This is a genomic window from Xanthomarina sp. F1114, from assembly GCF_026410255.1.
GTDB lineage: Bacteria > Bacteroidota > Bacteroidia > Flavobacteriales > Flavobacteriaceae > Xanthomarina.
This window is the reverse complement of the sequence record NZ_JAPMLL010000011.1, coordinates 69,821-89,768: the sequence shown is the minus strand read 5'-3', so window position 1 is coordinate 89,768 and position 19,948 is coordinate 69,821. Positions and strand designations below refer to the sequence as shown.

Annotated in this window: 18 protein-coding genes and 1 tRNA gene; 12 read left to right on the top strand and 7 right to left on the bottom strand. The window is 32.5% G+C overall.

The window, feature by feature from the left end:
• Positions 1-122: 122 nt before the first annotated feature.
• From lpdA to OS188_RS10420, 3 genes are all read right to left on the bottom strand, one after another.
• Positions 123-1,523, bottom strand: coding sequence for a dihydrolipoyl dehydrogenase (gene lpdA, locus OS188_RS10430; RefSeq protein WP_267148781.1), 1,401 nt, complete (start codon positions 1,521-1,523; stop codon positions 123-125).
• Positions 1,524-1,811: 288 nt separating this feature from the next.
• A complete protein-coding gene (locus OS188_RS10425; protein WP_267148780.1) occupies positions 1,812-2,582 on the bottom strand; it encodes a LuxR C-terminal-related transcriptional regulator in 771 nt (256 codons plus the stop codon).
• 40 nt (positions 2,583-2,622) lie between these two features.
• Positions 2,623-3,081: an Lrp/AsnC family transcriptional regulator gene (locus OS188_RS10420; protein WP_267148779.1), complete on the bottom strand. Its 459-nt coding sequence runs from the start codon at positions 3,079-3,081 to the stop codon at positions 2,623-2,625.
• A 165-nt stretch (positions 3,082-3,246) separates the two neighbouring features.
• On the opposite strand from OS188_RS10420, the gene OS188_RS10415 reads away from it, so the two are divergent.
• Positions 3,247-4,446, top strand: coding sequence for an aminotransferase class I/II-fold pyridoxal phosphate-dependent enzyme (locus OS188_RS10415; RefSeq protein WP_267148778.1), 1,200 nt, complete (start codon positions 3,247-3,249; stop codon positions 4,444-4,446).
• A 150-nt stretch (positions 4,447-4,596) separates the two neighbouring features.
• On the opposite strand, the gene OS188_RS10410 is transcribed toward OS188_RS10415, so the two are convergent.
• Complete coding sequence (locus OS188_RS10410) at positions 4,597-5,367, bottom strand: phage tail-like protein (protein ID WP_267148777.1); 771 nt, start codon at positions 5,365-5,367, stop codon at positions 4,597-4,599.
• Between the two features lie 347 nt (positions 5,368-5,714).
• On the opposite strand from OS188_RS10410, the gene OS188_RS10405 reads away from it, so the two are divergent.
• From OS188_RS10405 to ribB, 10 genes are all read left to right on the top strand, one after another.
• Positions 5,715-7,181 carry a Na+/H+ antiporter NhaC family protein gene (locus OS188_RS10405; protein ID WP_267148776.1) on the top strand — a complete coding sequence of 489 codons (1,467 nt, stop codon included), beginning with the start codon at positions 5,715-5,717 and terminating at the stop codon, positions 7,179-7,181.
• Between the two features lie 140 nt (positions 7,182-7,321).
• Positions 7,322-7,960 carry a peroxiredoxin gene (locus OS188_RS10400; RefSeq protein WP_267148775.1) on the top strand — a complete coding sequence of 213 codons (639 nt, stop codon included), beginning with the start codon at positions 7,322-7,324 and terminating at the stop codon, positions 7,958-7,960.
• A gap of 123 nt (positions 7,961-8,083) precedes the next feature.
• The gene (locus OS188_RS10395) at positions 8,084-8,392 is read left to right on the top strand and encodes a thioredoxin family protein (protein ID WP_267148774.1); all 309 of its coding nucleotides are present in this window, start codon (positions 8,084-8,086) and stop codon (positions 8,390-8,392) included.
• A gap of 7 nt (positions 8,393-8,399) precedes the next feature.
• Positions 8,400-8,657, top strand: coding sequence for a DUF6952 family protein (locus OS188_RS10390; protein ID WP_267148773.1), 258 nt, complete (start codon positions 8,400-8,402; stop codon positions 8,655-8,657).
• Between the two features lie 389 nt (positions 8,658-9,046).
• A complete protein-coding gene (gene tpx, locus OS188_RS10385) occupies positions 9,047-9,553 on the top strand; it encodes a thiol peroxidase (RefSeq protein WP_267148772.1) in 507 nt (168 codons plus the stop codon).
• Entirely contained in the window at positions 9,546-9,914 is a 369-nt protein-coding gene (locus OS188_RS10380) for a diacylglycerol kinase family protein (RefSeq protein WP_267148771.1), read from the top strand. Before tpx ends, OS188_RS10380 begins: the two co-directional genes overlap by 8 nt.
• 103 nt (positions 9,915-10,017) lie before the next feature.
• Positions 10,018-12,384, top strand: a complete 2,367-nt coding sequence (locus OS188_RS10375) for a DNA translocase FtsK (RefSeq protein ID WP_267148770.1) — start codon at positions 10,018-10,020, stop codon at positions 12,382-12,384.
• A 59-nt stretch (positions 12,385-12,443) separates the two neighbouring features.
• Positions 12,444-13,082 (top strand): outer membrane lipoprotein periplasmic chaperone LolA1, encoded by a 639-nt coding sequence (gene lolA1, locus OS188_RS10370; RefSeq protein ID WP_267148769.1) that lies wholly within the window; start codon positions 12,444-12,446, stop codon positions 13,080-13,082.
• 7 nt (positions 13,083-13,089) lie between these two features.
• On the top strand, positions 13,090-14,961 hold the full coding sequence (locus OS188_RS10365; RefSeq protein ID WP_267148768.1) for an LptF/LptG family permease: 1,872 nt from the start codon (positions 13,090-13,092) through the stop codon (positions 14,959-14,961).
• 48 nt (positions 14,962-15,009) lie between these two features.
• A complete protein-coding gene (ribB, locus tag OS188_RS10360; protein WP_416236533.1) occupies positions 15,010-16,152 on the top strand; it encodes a 3,4-dihydroxy-2-butanone-4-phosphate synthase in 1,143 nt (380 codons plus the stop codon).
• A 311-nt stretch (positions 16,153-16,463) separates the two neighbouring features.
• Here the strand turns inward: ribB and OS188_RS10355 are convergent, their stop codons facing one another.
• The 3 genes from OS188_RS10355 to OS188_RS10345 all read right to left on the bottom strand — a co-directional run bounded on the left by OS188_RS10355 (position 16,464) and on the right by OS188_RS10345 (position 19,627).
• Complete coding sequence (locus OS188_RS10355) at positions 16,464-17,216, bottom strand: hypothetical protein (RefSeq protein WP_267148766.1); 753 nt, start codon at positions 17,214-17,216, stop codon at positions 16,464-16,466.
• A 567-nt stretch (positions 17,217-17,783) separates the two neighbouring features.
• Positions 17,784-18,977, bottom strand: coding sequence for a DegT/DnrJ/EryC1/StrS family aminotransferase (locus OS188_RS10350; RefSeq protein WP_267148765.1), 1,194 nt, complete (start codon positions 18,975-18,977; stop codon positions 17,784-17,786).
• A gap of 20 nt (positions 18,978-18,997) precedes the next feature.
• Entirely contained in the window at positions 18,998-19,627 is a 630-nt protein-coding gene (locus OS188_RS10345) for an NAD(P)H-dependent oxidoreductase (protein WP_267148764.1), read from the bottom strand.
• A 180-nt stretch (positions 19,628-19,807) separates the two neighbouring features.
• On the opposite strand from OS188_RS10345, the gene OS188_RS10340 reads away from it, so the two are divergent.
• Positions 19,808-19,892 (top strand) — tRNA-Ser (locus tag OS188_RS10340).
• Positions 19,893-19,948 lie beyond the last annotated feature (56 nt).

Genomic DNA, 19,948 nt, shown 5'->3' with positions numbered 1-19,948 from the left:
ATGTAATATTAACAAAAGTTAATACAACTTAGCAATTATTCTTATATAATAAAAAAAGCAACCCCAAAAAGGATTGCTTTGTTTTACTATTTGCTCTTAACAGCTAAGCATAACAAATCTGTTTATATATGTAAAGCTCTATCTTCTGTAGCGGCCAATGCTGCTTCTTTAGTTGCTTCTGCAAAGGTAGGATGAGCGTGAGACATTCTTGAAATATCTTCAGCCGATGCTTTATATTCCATAGCTACAACTGCTTCTGCAATCATATCTGCTGCTCTTGCTCCGACCATATGAACACCTAAAACTTCATCCGTATTTTTATCTGCAAGAATTTTTACAAATCCGTCTAAATCCATACTAGCTCTACTTCTACCTAAAGCACGCATAGGAAACTGTCCTGTTTTATATTCTACTCCTGCTTCTTTTAGTTGTTCTTCTGTTTTACCAACAGAAGCAACTTCTGGCCAGGTATACACTACTCCAGGAATTAAATTATAATTAATATGTGGTTTTTGACCAGCAATAACTTCTGCAACAAAAGATCCTTCTTCAGAGGCTTTATGTGCCAACATGGCTCCTTTAACTACATCTCCAATAGCATAGATATTTGAAACATTAGTTTGCAAATTATCATTAACCTCAATTTGTCCTCTTTCTGTTAGTTTTACTCCTGCTGCTTCTGCATTTAAGCCTTCTGTATATGGACGTCGGCCAACAGAGACTAAACAGTAATCGCCTTTAAACTCTACTTCTTCTCCTTTTTTGTTATCTGCCTTTACAATGACTTCATCTCCTTTTCTCTCTACAGATTTTACTTTATGAGACGCATTAATTTTAAATTTCTGCTTCTTTAAAACCTTATTTAATTCTTTAGACAAACCGGCGTCCATAGTTGGAATAATTCGGTCCATATATTCAATAACAGTTACGTCTGCTCCTAAACGCTTGTAAACTTGTCCTAGCTCTAAACCAATAACACCACCACCAATAACAATTAAATGTTTAGGTATTTCAGTTAGTTTTAAAGCTTCAGTTGAAGTGATTATGCGTTCTTTATCGATATTAATAAAAGGAAGATTGGAAGGTTTAGAACCTGTAGCAATAATGATGTTTTTTGCTTCAATTTCCTCTTCTTTTTCACCTTTAATAAGAATATGAGTGGCATCTTTAAAAGAGCCTAATCCTTGATAAACATCGATTTTGTTTTTCTTCATCAAGTAATCAATACCTCCTGTAGTTTGGTCTACAACCGACTGCTTTCTGGCAATCATTTGTTTTAAATTCACCTTTACATCTCCTGGAATATCAATTCCGTGTTCTTCAAAATGCTTGATAGCATCTTCGTAATGATGAGAAGAGTCTAAAAGAGCTTTACTTGGAATACAGCCTACATTCAAGCAGGTTCCACCAAGTACTGAATATTTTTCTATAATAGCAGTTTTCATTCCTAATTGTGCGCAACGTATAGCTGCTACATAACCTCCAGGACCAGAACCAATAATGGCTACATCGTATGAATTCATATAATTGTTTTTTTTCAAGTTGTGTTAAAACGAGTACAAAAGTACAATTTTGATTTATGAATTGCGAATTACCTATAGAGAATTTACGTGATGAAAAATTAAAATCATGAAAAAAAGGAAATTATGAAATATGCGCTTTTCTGTAAAATACTACTAGGACAACACCAACAAAATAGTTAGGTTGCCCTAGTTTATCGTTAATTCTCCCTAAGAATTAATTAATAGCAATACAAATTTGGAATAATTTAGAGTTTCTTGCAATACTCAATTTGAGTAATTTTAAAAAAATTATATCAAATTTTTATTTAATTTAAGCAGACCTACTAACTCTCCAGTTGAGGATATATTTAACTTTTTGAGAATGTTTCTTCTATGAGTGTCTACTGTATTAGGACTAATATTGAGACATTCAGCTATTTGTTTACTAGACTTATTAATGGTTAACAATCTAATTACATCACGCTCTCTATTACTTAATCCACTAGTTAATTGCTTTTGGGAGAAGTTATTAAAATACTTAGTTTCATATTCATTTTTATCATTTAAAAATTTGGCAGTTCCTGTTATAGGCATTTTAATCTTAGCATCTAAAACTGTGTAATGTGCTAAACCAATAATCGGTTTTAAATCGGAGTCAAACTCTAAAGGCGTTGTATTTTGAACAATATTACAATAGGCGCCATCGGTGTTTTTAAGTCGGTAATTCCATGTATAGCTCATCCGTTGTCTTTGATCGATAGGAATATTTTCGAGGGTATAAACCATTAAATCGTTCAAAGATTTTAACCATAATTCTATGTCTTCTGGATGTATATAATTCCAAAAATAACGCATACCTTCTTTTAATAAGGTCTCTCTATTCAAGCCTATACAGGAACTCATGTTCTTACTTATAAACTCGAAGGTTAGGTTTTGTGTATTAGTAATACAAAAAAATGTAGAGCTATATGGCAAGTAAATATCTAACTCCATAATTTTTTTTATATGATGAGCTAAATCGGGATTATCGTAAGATTGAAAAATATCCTTATATATTTTATTTATGTTGCTTGCATACATGTACTAAATTTAAAACAAAAAAATTAAAAATTTAATATTATTAAATATTAATAGCTGTTCCGTGTTTAACTTCATTAATTACAAACATACTATGGGTACTTCCAATATGATGAATTGTTGTTAATTTATTGACCATAAATTCTCTAAAAGCCTCCATATCTTCTACAATTACTTTTAGTAAATAGTCGTAATCTCCACTAATATGATAACACTCCATAACCTCTTCCAAATTAGCGACCTCCTTTTCAAATTTAACAACGTAGTCTTGAGTGTGTTGAATAAGTTTGATGTGACAAAAAGCAACAAAGCTTTTTTCTACCTTTTCTTTTTTTACTAAGGCTACATATTTTGAAATAACACCTTGATTCTCTAATTTTTTAATCCGCTCGTAAACAGCTGTTACAGATAAATTTAACTTATTAGAAAGCTCTTTATTAGTTTGTTTACAATCTGTTTGAAGAAAAGAAAGCAGTTTTTTATCAATAACATCGAAACTCATTTTGAACATTTTTCAGATTAAATGAATAGAATTCAGTGAAACATAATTAATATTCTACAAATATATCCTTTTGTAGATTTATAATCTAATGATTACTAATACATTTGATAATTTCTCTAAAAAAAGCGATATTTACATCACATATAACTTAAAAAATATTTGATTATGGCTTTTAAACCAGCAAACAACATACAAGACTTACAATATTTTGGCGAATTTGGAGGAGTGAACCCTTCTATATCAGATTCTTCTACATATACATTTTTATCGGCTAAAACCATGTTCGACACGTTTGAAGGCAATGCCGATGGTTGTTATTTATATTCCCGACACTCTACCCCTTCTAATTTGTACTTAGGTGAAGCTCTAGCAGCAATGGAAGGTACAGAAACAGCAAACGTAACAGCCTCTGGAATGGGTGCCATTACCCCTGTAATTATGCAACTATGTGGTGCTGGAGACCATGTGGTTTCTAGTAGAACTATTTACGGAGGAACCTATGCATTTTTAAAGAATTTTGCACCTAGATTTAATATTAAAACAAGTTTTGTAGACATTACTAAATTAGATGTTGTGGAAGCTGCCATTACCCCAAACACAAAAGTTATTTATTGTGAATCTGTAAGTAACCCTTTATTGGAGGTTGCAGATATTGCTGGCCTGGCTAAAATTGCAAAAAAACATAATTTAAAGTTGGTTGTTGATAACACTTTCTCTCCTTTATCTATTTCTCCAATCCAATTAGGAGCTGATATGGTGATACATAGTTTAACCAAGTTTATAAATGGCTCAAGCGATACCGTTGGAGGTGTTGTTTGTGGAACACAAGAGTTTATTAACGAGTTACGCAGTGTTAACGACGGCGCTTGTATGCTTTTAGGAGCCACTATGGATAGTTTAAGAGCTGCTTCGGTTTTAAAGAATTTAAGAACACTTCATATTAGAATGCAACAACACAGTTTGAACGCCACATATTTAGCTGAGAAATTTGAAGGCTTAGGGCTAAAAACTGTTTATCCAGGATTACAGTCTCATCCATCACATAAGTTATTTAAGTCCATGATGAATGATAAGTACGGATACGGAGGCATGTTAACCATAGATGTTGGTTCCTTAGAGAAAGCCAATGCTCTCATGGAATTAATGCAAGAGAAAAATTTAGGATATTTAGCTGTAAGTTTAGGATTTTACAAAACCTTATTTTCTGCACCAGGAAGTTCAACTTCTTCTGAAATTCCTGAAGACGAACAAAAAGAAATGGGCCTAAGCGATGGCTTAATTCGTTTCTCTATTGGATTAGATGCTGATATTGAAAGAACTTTTAAAGTTATGCAAGATTGCATGAAAGAATTGAATATTTTATAATTAGAAAAAAATATGTATCACAAAAAGAGAGCTTCTTTAATGCTCTCTTTTTTGTTTTATTATGTTAAATGTAAGAGATAATTCTAAAAGAAGTACTTTTAAAATTTCGTACGGGGTTGAATTATTAGTTTAGCACTAAACTTTAAAGTATTAATCTGCTTGGATTAATTCGATGTTGAAAACTGCTGATTCATCATTAATTTCTACACTGGTATAAGAGATTGTAGGAAACACATATATTCTATCATCAGCATTTAAGTGAACCAGCTTAGTCATACTACAATTAGCATTTCCATTTATATATTCCACCTGTTCATGAGTACGCGAACCTATTACTTCGGTTGTATCTGTTGTGGTGGGACCTGTACCTACTCTCAACATAAAACCAAAAGTTGTCACAGAAGCTAAGACCCTTTTTACAACGCTTATAGAATAGGACACTCTGTATACTCCAGGAGTAATAATCTGAAAAGCGAGATGACGATTATTTGTATTCCCAGTAGAAGGGTAAGGAATCACTCCTTGATATAGACCTACCGAACCAAACCGGATAGGGTTATTTACGTTAATCGATTGACTTCCATAGCGAATAAAAACCTCCCCATAAACCTTTTCTTCATTATCGTTTAGGCGGCTCCATTTACTGCCATTCCAAAAGTAAAAACCGGGCCTCACAGAGTTTGCACCCAGATTTGTATGGGTATTATAAATTAATAAACTCTCTGTTGGAGCTGTAATAGTTGTTACGTCTATAGATGAAGTCAGTGCAATTCTTGGAATTAAAACACCAGCATCCGTACTTTCAATATCTAAAACAGAAGACGCATCTGGGTTTGTGGTACCAATTCCCACTTGAGAAAAAACCTCAAGAACAAAGAAAAATAACAGACTTAAAAGTAAGAAGCCTCTTTTGGAACCCATGACTTTAATAATTTAGTTACTCAAATATAAAACACTATAGCTAAAATTAACACTATAAAAGTGACATTTCGATAAAACAGGTAATTATTAGGCTATAACGTAAATATTAAGAAAGATTTGTCCTAATTACCTGTATAACTGAAACCTAATTAACACATATATAGTTATATCTTTTTTCTGAGGTTGTTATAGAATAAGTTTTAGTCCTTAAGTAAGTATAATGACTATACTTTGCTTTAGTCTAAGGATCTTCGAAAAATACTATTTGGAGGATCATGGTATTTAAAACAATTTGCATACTTAAAGTGAAAATCGTAACATTACAATCCGATTAAACTAACTAAAAAATGCAAGACGACAAAAACTTATCCGAAATTGATATAGAAGACCAAACAATTATAGATAATAAAGAGTTAAGTATATGGGAAGCTTTAATCCCCGTAATTCTTTTAATGATGATGTTAGCCTATAACATCTTTTACGCAGACGGAGAAGTTTTTGGAGAATATTCTAATCAATTTATATTATTAATTGGAGGTGGAATTGCTGCAATAGTCGGATTTTTTAATAAGGTTCAAGTTTCTCTCATGCTAAAAGAAGTCTGGGAAAACTTAAGGAGTGTTTTTGTTCCTATTATGATTTTATTCCTAGTTGGTGCATTAGCAGGAACCTGGCTTATTAGTGGCGTTATTCCCGCTATGGTATATTATGGCTTACAAGTATTAAGTCCTGCCATATTTTTACCGGCATCTGTTATTATTTGTGCTGTTATTTCCATTGCCACAGGAAGCTCTTGGACCACATCTGCTACAGTTGGTATTGCATTAATTGGAATAGGTAGTGCATTAGGTATTCCAACTGGAATGATTGCCGGGGCAGTCATTTCTGGCGCTTATTTTGGAGATAAAATGTCGCCTTTAAGCGATACTACAAACTTGGCTCCTGCTATGGCCGGAACAGATTTGTTTACGCATATCCGCTACATGAGCTTTACTACTGTTCCTACTGTAATAATAACTTTAATTGCTTTTAGTATTCTAAGCATGACTATAAATACTACTGGAAGTGCAGATTTAAGCGGACTTCTAACTAGTATAGATAAAACTTTCCATATTTCTCCCGTATTATTTGCTGTGCCATTAATGGTTATTGTTTTAATTCTATTTAAAACAAAACCACTTATTGCATTAGGTATAGGAGTTCTTTTAGCAGCTGTATTCGCTTATATTTTTCAACCTGATATTTTAGACGGCCTTGCCTCTAATAAACTTAATGCCATTGTGAATGCCATTCTTACAGACTCTCAAATTGTAACAGACAACAGTAAACTGAATGATTTATTTTCGGCTGGAGGCATGAAAGGTATGATTTGGACCATTCTTTTAATCTGTTGTGCTATGGTTTTTGGTGGTATTATGGACGCTATTGGGTCATTATCAAGAATAACTAAAGCTCTTTTATCTGTTGCCACAACAGTATTTGGGTTATTTGCGAGTACGGTAATTAGTTGCCTGGGATTAAACACCATTGCTAGCGATCAATATTTAGCGATTGTTATTCCAGGTAAAATGTTTAAAAAAGCCTATGAAGATAAAGGTCTCGCTCCAGAAAACTTAAGTAGAACTCTGGAAGACTCGGGAACGGTTACATCAGTTTTAATTCCATGGAATACTTGTGGAGCCTACCAGTCCGGTGTTTTAGGAGTTGGGGTAAGCGAATATTTTGTCTATGCTATTTTTAACTGGTTAAGCCCATTTACCACTCTATTCTTCGCGGCACTTCAAATAAAAATAAGACAAATAACAACAAAATAAACTTTTGTTATCGCTTTTTGCTTTAACTATAAACTAAATCTATCTTACGATAAAATATTAAGATTTAATTAGCCTTTAATTATGTCTTTCTAAACTATCTTTGCTGTAAAGAAATTTATTAATAATTAAACATAAAAAACATGGCATTTGTAGGTAGAAAATTCCCAAATTTAGACGTTGACGCAATGAACGAAATGGGAGACACTTTTAAAGTAAACGTTCTTGAAGAAGCAGTAAATAATAAGAAAAAAGTAGTATTATTCTGGTATCCAAAAGACTTTACATTTGTTTGTCCAACGGAATTACACGCATTCCAAGCAGCTATGGACGAGTTTACAAAACGTAACACAATAGTAATTGGTGCATCTTGCGATACTCCTGAAGTTCATTTTGCATGGTTAAATACAGCAAAAGACAATGGTGGTATTGAAGGAGTAACTTACCCAATTCTTGCAGATACAAACCGTAACTTATCTTCTGCTTTAGGGATTTTAGATATCACTAACGAAGAATACGATGAAGAATCTGGAATGGTAACTGTAGAAGGAGACAACGTAACATATAGAGCAACTTACTTAATTGACGAAGAAGGAACTGTATTCCATGAAGGTATTAACCATATGCCGGTTGGAAGAAATGTAAACGAATATTTACGTTTAATTGATGCTTATACACACGTTCAAGAAAAAGGTGAAGTTTGTCCTGCAAACTGGGAAGAAGGTAAAGATGCCATGGCGCCTAATGCAAAAGGTACTGCAGCATATTTAGCTTCTCACTAAAACACTAATTTAAGACTCAAATTTCAAACAAAAGCTGATAGATTTTAAGTTTGAAATTTGAGCCTTGAATTTTGAATAGCCTACCTGTCGGCTAGACAGGGAATTTTAAAAATTTAATAGGATATGGTACAAGAATTAAGTCAAGACAATTTACAAGATTTAATAAAGGATAACGACACGGTTGTTGTTCAGTTTTCGGCAACTTGGTGTGGTAATTGTAGAATTATGAAGCCTAAGTTCAAGAAATTAGCATCAGAAAACGAAGGAAAGACATTTGTTATCGCAGATGCTGAAAAATTTCCAGAATCAAGAAAGCTTGCAACCGTTGACAATTTACCAACTTTTGCAACCTTTAAAAAAGGAGATTTTGTAGGTCAGGTGCAAACAAACAAAATGGATGTTTTAAAAGAATTAGTTGATAACGTAAATTAATTTTAAAATGAAATTACCAGTAATAAAACACCTCACGCAATTCATTGAAGAAAACGATGAAGATTTTGTAATAGAAACAATTGAAACTCTTGAAGCACTTACCGAAGTTCCTTCTTTAAAAGATGAAGAACTTGACGTTATTGGCGAACTTATTTCCAATATGTATGGTGCAATAGAAGTCAATAAGATGATTAAAGAAGGTACGCCTAAGAAAGAAGCATTAAACAGCTTTATGAAACGTGTTCTCGGCTCTATCGATTCCTAGTAAAAATTTTATTGAAAATTAAAGCCTCTTAAATCAGTTTAAGAGGCTTTTTTATTTTCCCGTGCTCAAGAAGCTAATGGGTTTCATGTTTGTTCAGATTTGTTGATATATCTAATTTTTATCCTTGCTTTGTAAAACCCTGAACTTTTAATATTTAATTATTAACTTAGAAAAAGTCTAAATTTTTCTCTATAATTCACAAGAACTCAATAAAACCCTAACAAGGTTTTCTCTAGCAACAATTCAAGCCTTAGATTAGGTTTTAACAATACATTTATCCACTTTTTTCTTTAACAATTTTTAACATAGAGTCCATATAAATTCAGAAATCTATGGAACAAAACTCTTAATTATTTAGTATTTTTATAGAAACAAAAAATATAAATATTATGGCACAAGTAACTTTTCACGGAGATGCAATACAAACGTCTGGAACACTTCCAAACGTGGGGACTAAAGCCCCAAATTTTAAATTAACTTCTACAGATTTAAAAACTAAGTCTCTTAGCGATTATACTGGAAGTAAAGTTGTTTTAAATATATTTCCTAGTGTAGATACCGGAACCTGCGCTCAGTCTGTTAGACAGTTTAACCAAGAAGCAGCAGAATTAGACAATACCAAAGTATTATGTATATCTAGAGATCTTCCTTTTGCGCTAAACAGGTTTTGTGGAGCCGAAGGCTTAAATAATGTAATTTCACTTTCAGATTTTAAAGATGGTAATTTTGGTAAATCTTATGGTGTTAACTTTACTAATGGTCCCTTAGAAGCATTACTTTCTAGATGTGTGGTTGTTTTAGACGAAAATGGTACTGTAAAATATACAGAACAAGTTCAGGAAACAGCAGACGAACCTAATTATAAGGCGGCTTTAGAGGCTCTCATGGATGAATAAAAAAGAGTCGTTTTTTATAAATAGACTTAAAAGTGTAGGTTATGCACTTAAAGGCGCCTGGCTCTTAGTTAAAACCGAATCAAGTATTAAGATACAGTTTACCATTGGAGTTATTATAACTATAATTGGGTTTTTGGTTGGCTTAAGCCCTACCGAATGGATGATTCAAACCTTAACTATAGGTCTAATTCTGGCATTGGAAGGGATAAATACGGCCATTGAAGAAATGGCCAATTTTGTTCATCCAGAATTTCACCCTAAAATAGGACTTATAAAAGACCTAGCAGCCGGAGCTGTTTTTGTATTTGCTCTTACTGCCATTATAATTGGCTGTATCATTTATTTTCCTAAGTTTTTTTAAATACTTTTACCATTAGGATAAACGTTAGTAATTTGTATTTTTGCTGCATTGAGCAAAAAACTCAATTTAGAATTAATTCATTTCTGCGTTTCGGAAATTATATATGGCAAAAAAGAAAACAAAAAAATCAACTAAGCCTAAGTTTAAAGCCCCAAATTTCAAGTTGTCAAGCCAACAAAAACTTGTGCTTGGTAGCTTCCTGATACTTGTGGGTATTTTGCTTTTTATAGCCTTTACATCATTTCTTTTTACAGGAAAAGCAGATCAAAGTACATTAACAGAATTTACATCTCGAGAAGTTAAACCTGAAAACTGGCTCAATAAAACTGGAGCTTGGATAAGCGATTTCTTTATTCAACGTGGCTTTGGAGTTGCTTCTTTTATCTTTTCTGGACTTATTTTTCTTTCGGGAGTTTTTGTGTTAACAAATTCCAGCCTAAAAAAATTAAGAAGACATTGGTTTTGGGGTGTATTAATTATTATTTGGTTCTCAGTACTTTTAGGTTTTTTTTCTGAACAACTAGATATTTTAGGTGGAACCATAGGTTTTGAGATAAATTCTTATTTACAAGATTATTTAGGGGTAATTGGTACATCTCTCCTACTCCTTTTCTTACTCATCTCTTATTTAGCTATAAGATTTCATGTAACTGCAGATACCTTTAAGAACTTATTTCAGAGAGCTTCAAAAGACATTAAACAAGAATTTAAAACTTCAGAAGAAAACACTTCTGTTCCAATAGATAACGATTTAACTACGGAAGCAGAAGACATTAAGTCTGCTTTCGATTTAAAAGTAGAATCCCCTACCAAACAAAAAGAAGAGGTAAAAGAAACTCCTGCAAAACCTGCTTCTCCTAAAAAAGAAGTAACTGAAGAGGAACCAGAAATGAGTATTGAAGTTGAAGAAGTTGCTGAAGAAATTTCTGAAACTGACAACCTAGCTAATAAATTAGTCGAAGATTTTGGACAATTCGACCCTACTTTAGAACTTAGTAATTATCGATTTCCATCTTTAGACCTCTTAAAAAAATACGAAACTGAAGGGATAACCATCAACCAAGAGGAATTAGAAGAAAATAAAAACCGGATTGTTGATACCTTAAGCAATTATAAAATTGGAATTGCCAGTATTAAAGCAACGATTGGACCCACAGTAACTTTATATGAAATTGTACCAGAGGCAGGCATTAGAATTTCAAAAATAAAAAATTTAGAAGACGATATTGCTTTATCACTTTCTGCTTTAGGTATTAGAATAATTGCACCAATTCCAGGAAAAGGAACCATAGGGATTGAGGTTCCTAATAAAAATTCAACTATTGTATCCATGCGTTCTGTAATTGCATCACAGAAATTTCAAAAGTCAGAGATGCAACTACCCGTAGCTTTAGGAAAAACAATTAGCAACGAAACTTTTGTTGTAGATTTAGCTAAAATGCCTCACTTATTAATGGCTGGAGCAACTGGCCAAGGTAAATCGGTTGGGTTAAATGCTGTTTTAACATCTTTATTATATAAAAAGCATCCGGCTGAAGTAAAATTTGTACTTGTAGATCCTAAAAAAGTAGAATTAACTTTATTCAATAAAATTGAACGTCATTATCTGGCAAAACTTCCAGATAGCGAAGAAGCTATAATTACTGACAATACAAAGGTTATCAACACATTAAATTCTTTGTGTATTGAAATGGATAATCGCTACGAGATGTTAAAAAATGCCTTATGTAGAAATATAGCAGAATATAATGCAAAATTTAAAGCACGAAGATTAAATCCAGAGGATGGGCATCAGTTTTTACCCTACATAGTTTTAGTGGTAGATGAGTTTGCAGATTTAATTATGACAGCTGGTAAAGAAGTTGAAACCCCAATAGCTCGTTTAGCACAATTAGCTCGTGCCATTGGTATCCATTTAATTATAGCAACCCAACGTCCATCGGTAAACGTAATAACAGGAATTATCAAGGCCAATTTCCCTGCTAGAATAGCCTTTAGAGTAACTAGTAAAATAGATTCCAGAACAATATTAGATGGCTCAGGAGCCGATCAACTAATTGGACGTGGAGATATGCTTTATACTCAAGGAAACGATCTAATCCGTATCCAATGTGCTTTTGTAGATACCCCAGAGGTTGAAAAGATAACCGACTATATAGGCATGCAGAAAGCCTATCCAGATGCCTATTTATTACCTGAATATGTAGGAGAAGAAGGTGGCACAAGTCTTGATGTAGATATAGCCGATAGAGATAAACTATTTAGAGAAGCTGCCGAAATTATTGTAGTAGCTCAACAAGGATCAGCCTCACTTTTACAACGTAAATTAAAGTTAGGCTATAATCGTGCTGGTCGTATAATCGATCAATTAGAGGCTGCAGGAATTGTAGGTGGTTTTGAAGGTAGTAAAGCCAGGCAAGTTTTAGTTCCCGATTTAGTAGGACTCGATCAATTGTTAGAAAACGAATAAATTAATTAAGTAAATTCTTTCTTTTAAAGACAGAGAAGGAATACATAAAAATTATTTCAATGAAAAAAGTAACTCTTATTTTAGCACTTTTTATTAGCGTAGCCTCTTATGCTCAGGATAGCAAAGCCAAAGCTCTGTTAGACGAAGTTTCTCAAAAAGCAAAGAACTACGATAATATATCTATAGATTTTAAATACGCTTTAGATAACACAGCAGAAAACATCAAACAAGAAACCCGTGGTGATGTTGTTTTGCAAGGAAATAAATACAGGTTAAATATTTTGGGTGCCACTCGTATTTTTGATGGAAAAACACTTTATAGTATAAGTCCTGACGATGAAGAAGTAACTATTTCTACAGAAAACCCTAACGATGAAGGTAGCATTACTCCTAGTAAAATGCTAACTTTTTATGAAAATGGATATCAATATAAAATGGATATTATCCAAGATGTAAAAGGAAGAAAAATTCAATATGTAAAATTAACACCTATTGATTCCAACTCTGAAATAAAACAAGTCCTTTTAGGTATCGATGCACAAACCAAACATATTTATAATTTAATTGAAGTTGGTGAAAACGGAACAAAGACCACTTTAACTGTTAATTCTTTTAAAACAAACGAACCTATTTCGAAATCCTTATTTACTTTTGACAAGAACAAGTATAAAGATTACTACATTAACAAATTGGATTAAGTAACTTTTGAAGATTTTAGACCGATACATACTAACCTCCTATCTAAAAACTTTTATCAGCGTGTTTGTAATACTCATGCTGATTTTTGTTTTACAAACCATTTGGCTTTACATTAAAGAGCTAGCCGGTAAGGATTTAGATATGGTAGTGGTTGCTAAATTTCTTCTTTATTTTGCGCCAAAATTAATTCCGTTAGTTCTTCCTCTAACTATATTACTAGCATCTATTATGGTGTTTGGAAGTTTTGCTGAAAACTATGAGTTTGCAGCTATGAAATCTACAGGAATTTCATTGCAAAGAGCCATGAAAGGGCTTAGTATCTTTATTGTCGCATTAGGAATTACTACTTTTTTCTTTTCAAACAATGTCATTCCTTGGGCAGAATACAATTCCTATAATCTTCGGAAAAACATAGCTAAACTAAAACCTGCCATGGTTATTGCTAAAGGCCAATTTAATGAGGTTGGAAGTGAATACAATATTAAGGTGGCAGACAAAAGTGGAGACAGAGGCCAGTTTTTAAAAGAAGTGCTTATTCATAAAAAAGTAGGAAATAAATCTGGAAACTTCACCACCATCTACGCTAAAAACGGAGAATTAAAAGGAGAAGAAGAATCTGATATCTTACAACTAATTCTTTTTGATGGTTATTTTTACGATGATACTCCTCCAAAAAATTTTAAGAGCAGATTAAAAAAACCAATGACCAAAAGTCATTTCCAGAAATATACAATTAATGTTGATTTAACGAACTTAAACAAGATAGATTTAGAACAAAAAGATATTAGCGACAAGTACAATATGCTAAATATTAAAGACTTAAGCTATACTATTGATACTCTAAGAATAGACCAAGATAAAAATGTAAAAGAACTAGCATCGAATCTATATAACAGAAGTAACTTTCAACATTTAAACAAAGGAGTTACTGGTGCTAGAGAAAACACATATACAGGTAATATACTTGACCTCTATAACAATAAAAATAGAGTAGTGCTAATAGATTTAGCCACAAATACTTTTAAAAGTACGCAACAAGTTATTAAAAACAGAGAAGAAAGCATGAAAGCTAAAAGTATTTGGCTTAATAAGCATATTATAGCTCTTCATGAAAAATTAGCTTTAGGTTTTGCCTGTATAATTCTCTTTTTTGTAGGTGCTCCATTAGGTGCTCTTATTAGAAAAGGAGGTATTGGATTACCAATGGTTGTCGCAATTTTACTTTTCTTAACCTATCATTTTATAGGTATTTTTGCAAAAAACAGCGCAAAAGACGGAAGCCTTAATCCTATATTTGCTTCTTGGTTTTCTACCTTAATCATGCTGCCATTAGGAATATATCTTACTAAAAGAGCCACCGAAGATCGTGGACTATTTGAATTTGATCATATTATAGATCCTATAAAAAAATTATTGAAAATTAAGAAAAAAGAGGTTGAAACAGCTAAAACTAAGCTTCCAGAGGCTGTCCGAGAAATTATTGAAGAAACTCAAGAGGTCCCTCATGAAACACTTGTTCTTGTTGAAGATTATAAGGCAATAAGAAAAAGGCATGAGGATTATAAAGTTTATGCCAAATTCGCATTTATATTTTATATTATTGGCGCTGTACTATTACCGCTTTATTTTATCTTAAAAAATAACAAATTAGAAGAAATAGCCGAAGTTTGTCTTCATTTAAGTATTATATCCTTCTTCGTTTATTTTATTTACTTTATAGCTTCTACTATAAAGCAACTATCCATTTACAAATTAATAAAAACAAAAAGTGTTTCTAAAAACCCAATTCTATTAACTTTAGGCTTGGTTCTTTACCCTTTAAATCATTACCTAAGAAGGAACAAAATTAATGAAGACTTATCTGTTAGTTTAAAATAAGCCATATCTTTGCAACACATTTAATTATTGAACATGTCTACGCTAAAAATGTCAAAAGAAACTACAAAAATACAATTAAACACCATTGATGAAGCCATTAACGATATTAGGAATGGAAAGGTAATTATTGTTGTTGATGATGAAGATAGAGAAAACGAAGGAGATTTTTTAGCTGCTGCCGAAATGGTAACTCCAGAGATGATTAATTTTATGGCCACTCATGGTCGTGGATTAATTTGTACACCTCTTACGGAAAAACGCTGTAAAGAACTTGAGTTAAATCCTATGGTTCACAATAATACCGACCCAATGGAAACCGCTTTTACTATTTCTGTAGATCTAAGAGGAAATGGTGTAACTACTGGTATTTCTGCCGGAGATAGAGCCAAAACGGTAAAAGCGCTTGTAGACGATAATACCAAACCTTTCGAATTAGCCAGACCAGGACATATTTTTCCTTTGGTAGCCAGAGAAGGTGGTGTATTAAGAAGAACTGGACATACAGAAGCTGCTATAGATTTTGCGCGTTTAGCTGGCTTAAAACCTGCTGGAGTTATTGTGGAAATCATGAATGAAGACGGTACTATGGCCCGACTACCACAGCTTATAAAAGTTGCTGAAAAATTCGATTTAAAAATAGTTTCTATAGAAGATTTGGTAGCCTATAGAATGCAACATGATTCCTTAATTGAAAAAAAGGAGGATTTTGAAATGCTAACTCGATTTGGTGAGTTTAGACTAAGAGCTTATCAGCAAACAACAAATAACCAAGTACATATTGCTATTACCAAAGGTGTTTGGAATACCAACGAACATGTTTTAACACGTGTTAATTCAACATTAGTAAATAATGATATTTTAGGAACCTTAACCAATAATGCTGATAAGAAGTTAGACGACATGTTTAAGTTGATTAACGATGAAGGTAAGGGAGCAATTATTTTTATTAATCAACAGAATCAGTCTACCAATTTATTACATAGACTTTCTATTCTTAAAGAGAAACAGAACCATAAAGACCTAATAAAGGCTCCGAGTATTCAAATGGATCATAAAGACTTTGGGATTGGCGCACAGATACTTCACGATTTAAACATTCATAAACTACGCTTAATGTCTAATAGTGAGCAGACTAAACGTGTTGGAATGATTGGCTATGGCTTAGAAATTATTGATTATGTTACCTATTAATTTTAAGTGATTATAAGCTCATCAATATCATCTAGTACATTAGCTATTAAAATAAAAAAAAGGGAATTAGAACTAAATTAGTTCAAAATTCCCTTTTCACATCGATTAATAGCCTCTTTAATATTTTTCTATTTAAGGTTCGATTAAACTTGAACTTTAAATTAATAATTAACACTTATTTCTTAGTATTTTACTCAACTCTACCCCTTAATGTTACAATTACCAAAAGGTTAACATATAATTCGTAAATATTTAAAACTTAAACCTATTTTTGATTTTTTCTGAATTGAAACTTGAATATTCTCCAATTACTACTGTCTAACCCATTTCTGAATATATCCGGCTCCAGAATTATTAACATCAATTCTAAGCGTGTCGGCAACACCCAATTCCATAGTAGCAGGGTAATAATTATTATCGCTTCCTAATTCTTCATAACTAAAACTGTTATTATTTAAAGCATAAATGTCTTTCCATTTAAGGTCCCCTAAATCAAATCCAGATAAAGCTGGATCGGTAATAATACCATTATCGGCTTCTACATCTATTACCATATCGTTGTTCGTTGGATTATTTCCTCCAACACGAATCCAACTCCCTTGCAATACTTCCAGGTAAACAGATTGTGGTGTAAAATTAGCTTCTCGCACCCATTTTTGAAGATTCCCAGCTCCCGAATGGTTTACATCGACGCGTAAGGTATCGTCCACACCAAAATTTATAGTTGCAGGGTAGTAATTATAATCACTTCCTAATTCTTGATGTGTATAATTTCCTGAGCCTTGTCCAACAATATCCATCCATTTAATGTCTCCATCACTAAAACCTGATTGTTGTTTATCTGTAATAGTCCCTATATCTTCATTAACATTAATTTTCATCCCATTATTTGTTGGGTTATTACCTCCAATTCGAATCCAATCTCCTTGAATATCGTGTAGAGAAACTGAGGGTTGATTGTTATTGTTATTAGGATCAAGGGTTTCTTCGCTACAAGAAACAGATACTAAGGATAACGATAATAAAAGTAGTGTGATTTGAGTAAATTTTCTATAATTTTTCATTGTTCCTTGGTTTAATTTAACTTCAGTATTTGTTTATATAAGAATCTAATACAACTATGGTATCATGAATCTTCACTTATTAAGCAGTTTAATTTATTCTTTCTAGATCTTTAATAAACTATAATTAATGACTCTAAGAATTAAAATTCTCATATTAATAAAAGTGTTAATAATCTATTTTAAAATATGAATCACTTTATTGTTCTTTACTTTTAATAGCATACTTTTTTAAAGGTTAACATTTCTTTTGAAAAATTATGAAAGATCTAAAAGTTACCTGTTAAATTAAATATTGCTAAGAATTTTAGTGTGATTTTTAGAATGGTTAGATAAACTGAAAAAGAGCAGTAAGCCCTGTATCGACAATTATTTTGAAGAATGTTTAAATTATATATAAACATGCTTACCTTAACATATAGATAAGATGTTTGAAAAGCTCTCTATATGTTAATTGAATATTGTTTTTCGAGAAAACAGAAAGAAGAAAGTGTATCCAGAAAACAACCTTAAGCAACTTAAATTAACCAATTTGCTGCTTAAGGTTATCAAAGTATTTTTTATTGTTTATTATAAAACTGAAGAAATAGCTTTTACCATTAATTGAGCGCGTTCTATTACCTCTTCTTCTGTCCAAGAAAGTTTAATTAAACACGAGATATTTCTCCCAATATAATGATCTGATTGTTCAAAGGTTTTTGTTTGAAGATACTCTAAACCATTTTTAACTTCAATTGAAACTGGATACAAGGTTTTTAAATTCTTTAGGTGGTCCCATTTTCTAATATAATGCCAGCTATTATCGTAATAATGAAAACACCCATCAACTCCTGCTTCTTTTAGAGCTATTGAGGCTTTTCGAGACGTTTCTAAATCGGATAAAAAGAAACTTAAAAATGAATAACTTTCTTCGCCTCCTTCTGGAACAGTTCTAAAAGTGAGTTCTGGAATTGCCGAAAGCGCTTCACGAAGAATATTATAGTTTTTCTTTTGTATAGTAACAAATTCGTCTAAACGTCTTAATTGTGCTAAACCAACGGCAGCATGCAACTCTGAAATTCTGAAATTATATCCTAAAAACGGGTGCGTTTCTGCTCCACGGTCATTTCCTTTATGGTCATGTCCATGATCTGAATAATGATCTGCATGTGTATAATAAGTTTCGTTATTAGTTAATACTGCTCCACCTTCACCAGCAGTTATAATTTTCACAAAGTCTAGAGATAAACAGCCTAAATCTCCAATACTACCTAAGGGTTTTCCTTTATAAGTAGCTCCTGTTGCTTGAGAAGAATCTTCTATAACAATTAGATTATGTTTTTTACAAAGCGCCATTAAAGCGTCCATATTTGCCATACTTCCACACATATGGACGGGCATAATGGCTTTTGTTTTTGATGTAATAGCTGCTTCAACAGCCTTTGGATCCAAGGTTAAAGTATCGTCGATATCTACTAAAACAGGAATTGCACCCAACATCATTATAGCTTCAAAACTGGCAACAAAAGTAAAGGTTGGCATAATCACTTCGTCTCCAGAACCAATTCCAGCACTAGCCAAAGCTACAGAAACAGCTGCAGTACCACTAGAAACTAATTGCGCATGTTTTACTTGCAGTTTGCTTTCAAGTGTGCTTTCTAACTCTTTGGCTTTCCAATGTCCGTTACGCATCCCGTCAAATCCGTAGCGCATTAATACTCCATTATCCAACACATCGTTTAACTCTTTTCTTTCTTTATCACCAAATAATTCAAATCCTGGCATGGCTTTCTAATTTTTAAAATTTATAATTCAATAATACTGTCTGCAATTGTTTTTCTCACTTTTTTAAAGTCAGCAAACTTATCGTCGTCAGCACGATAACCTATTGGCAGTAACAACACCGATTTTAAACCTTCCTTTTCTAAGCCTAAAAGTTCATCGTATTTCTCGGGCATAAATCCTTCCATCGGACAAGAGTCAATACCTTCCATGGCACAAACAGTCATTAAATTTCCCAAAGCTAAATATGCCTGATTGACAGCCCAGTTTTCGATGTCTTGTTGTGTTTTGTTTTCAAAATTATCTATTAAAAAAGATTCAAAAGGTTTGAGAATGTCTTTGGGCGTATTTCTGATTTTATGAACTCGGTCGAAATAATTTTTTACGAATGCCTTATCGATATTTGTTTGAATACAAATTACAAGTAAATGAGATGCTTGAATAATTTGCTGTTGATTCATGGCATAAGGTAGTAACTGTTCTTGGAGCTCCTTGTTTCTCAACAAAATAAGTTTTATGGGTTGTAATCCATAAGAAGAAGCTGTTAAGTTAAAAGCCTGTTTAATAATATCCAATTTTTCAGTTGGCACTATTTTATTAGGTTTAAAAGCTTTTGTAGCATAACGCCACTGCAATTTGTTTATAATTCCCATGACTCTCTTTTAAATAAGAACAACAAAAATACCACTTGCTTTTTGTTTCAACTAACAGAAAATCATAATTATTATTGAGCTAAAAAAAACTTTAAAAATTATGGCTTATATATTTGATATAATGAAAAAGGATTCTATATTTGCACCCGCATTCAAGGGATACTTGATGAGATACGCAAAGGAGAAATGGCAGAGCGGTCGAATGCGGCAGTCTTGAAAACTGTTGAGGGTCACACCTCCGGGGGTTCGAATCCCTCTTTCTCCGCTGAAATAAAACCCTAACGATTGATAATCAATTAGTTAGGGTTTTTATTTTTAATA

What these genes read in the sequence shown, in the direction of transcription:
- OS188_RS10420 (WP_267148779.1), bottom strand. Translation starts at nt 3,081, where the DNA reads ATGAGTTTCGATGTTATTGATAAAAAACTGCTTTCTTTTCTTCAAACA.
- OS188_RS10405 (WP_267148776.1), top strand. Translation starts at nt 5,715, where the DNA reads ATGCAAGACGACAAAAACTTATCCGAAATTGATATAGAAGACCAAACA.
- OS188_RS10395 (WP_267148774.1), top strand. Translation starts at nt 8,084, where the DNA reads ATGGTACAAGAATTAAGTCAAGACAATTTACAAGATTTAATAAAGGAT.
- OS188_RS10390 (WP_267148773.1), top strand. Translation starts at nt 8,400, where the DNA reads ATGAAATTACCAGTAATAAAACACCTCACGCAATTCATTGAAGAAAAC.
- OS188_RS10410 (WP_267148777.1), bottom strand. Translation starts at nt 5,367, where the DNA reads ATGGGTTCCAAAAGAGGCTTCTTACTTTTAAGTCTGTTATTTTTCTTT.
- lpdA (WP_267148781.1), bottom strand. Translation starts at nt 1,523, where the DNA reads ATGAATTCATACGATGTAGCCATTATTGGTTCTGGTCCTGGAGGTTAT.
- OS188_RS10350 (WP_267148765.1), bottom strand. Translation starts at nt 18,977, where the DNA reads ATGCCAGGATTTGAATTATTTGGTGATAAAGAAAGAAAAGAGTTAAAC.
- tpx (WP_267148772.1), top strand. Translation starts at nt 9,047, where the DNA reads ATGGCACAAGTAACTTTTCACGGAGATGCAATACAAACGTCTGGAACA.
- OS188_RS10380 (WP_267148771.1), top strand. Translation starts at nt 9,546, where the DNA reads ATGAATAAAAAAGAGTCGTTTTTTATAAATAGACTTAAAAGTGTAGGT.
- OS188_RS10345 (WP_267148764.1), bottom strand. Translation starts at nt 19,627, where the DNA reads ATGGGAATTATAAACAAATTGCAGTGGCGTTATGCTACAAAAGCTTTT.
- OS188_RS10400 (WP_267148775.1), top strand. Translation starts at nt 7,322, where the DNA reads ATGGCATTTGTAGGTAGAAAATTCCCAAATTTAGACGTTGACGCAATG.
- OS188_RS10355 (WP_267148766.1), bottom strand. Translation starts at nt 17,216, where the DNA reads ATGAAAAATTATAGAAAATTTACTCAAATCACACTACTTTTATTATCG.
- ribB (WP_416236533.1), top strand. Translation starts at nt 15,010, where the DNA reads ATGTCAAAAGAAACTACAAAAATACAATTAAACACCATTGATGAAGCC.
- lolA1 (WP_267148769.1), top strand. Translation starts at nt 12,444, where the DNA reads ATGAAAAAAGTAACTCTTATTTTAGCACTTTTTATTAGCGTAGCCTCT.
- OS188_RS10415 (WP_267148778.1), top strand. Translation starts at nt 3,247, where the DNA reads ATGGCTTTTAAACCAGCAAACAACATACAAGACTTACAATATTTTGGC.
- OS188_RS10375 (WP_267148770.1), top strand. Translation starts at nt 10,018, where the DNA reads ATGGCAAAAAAGAAAACAAAAAAATCAACTAAGCCTAAGTTTAAAGCC.
- OS188_RS10425 (WP_267148780.1), bottom strand. Translation starts at nt 2,582, where the DNA reads ATGTATGCAAGCAACATAAATAAAATATATAAGGATATTTTTCAATCT.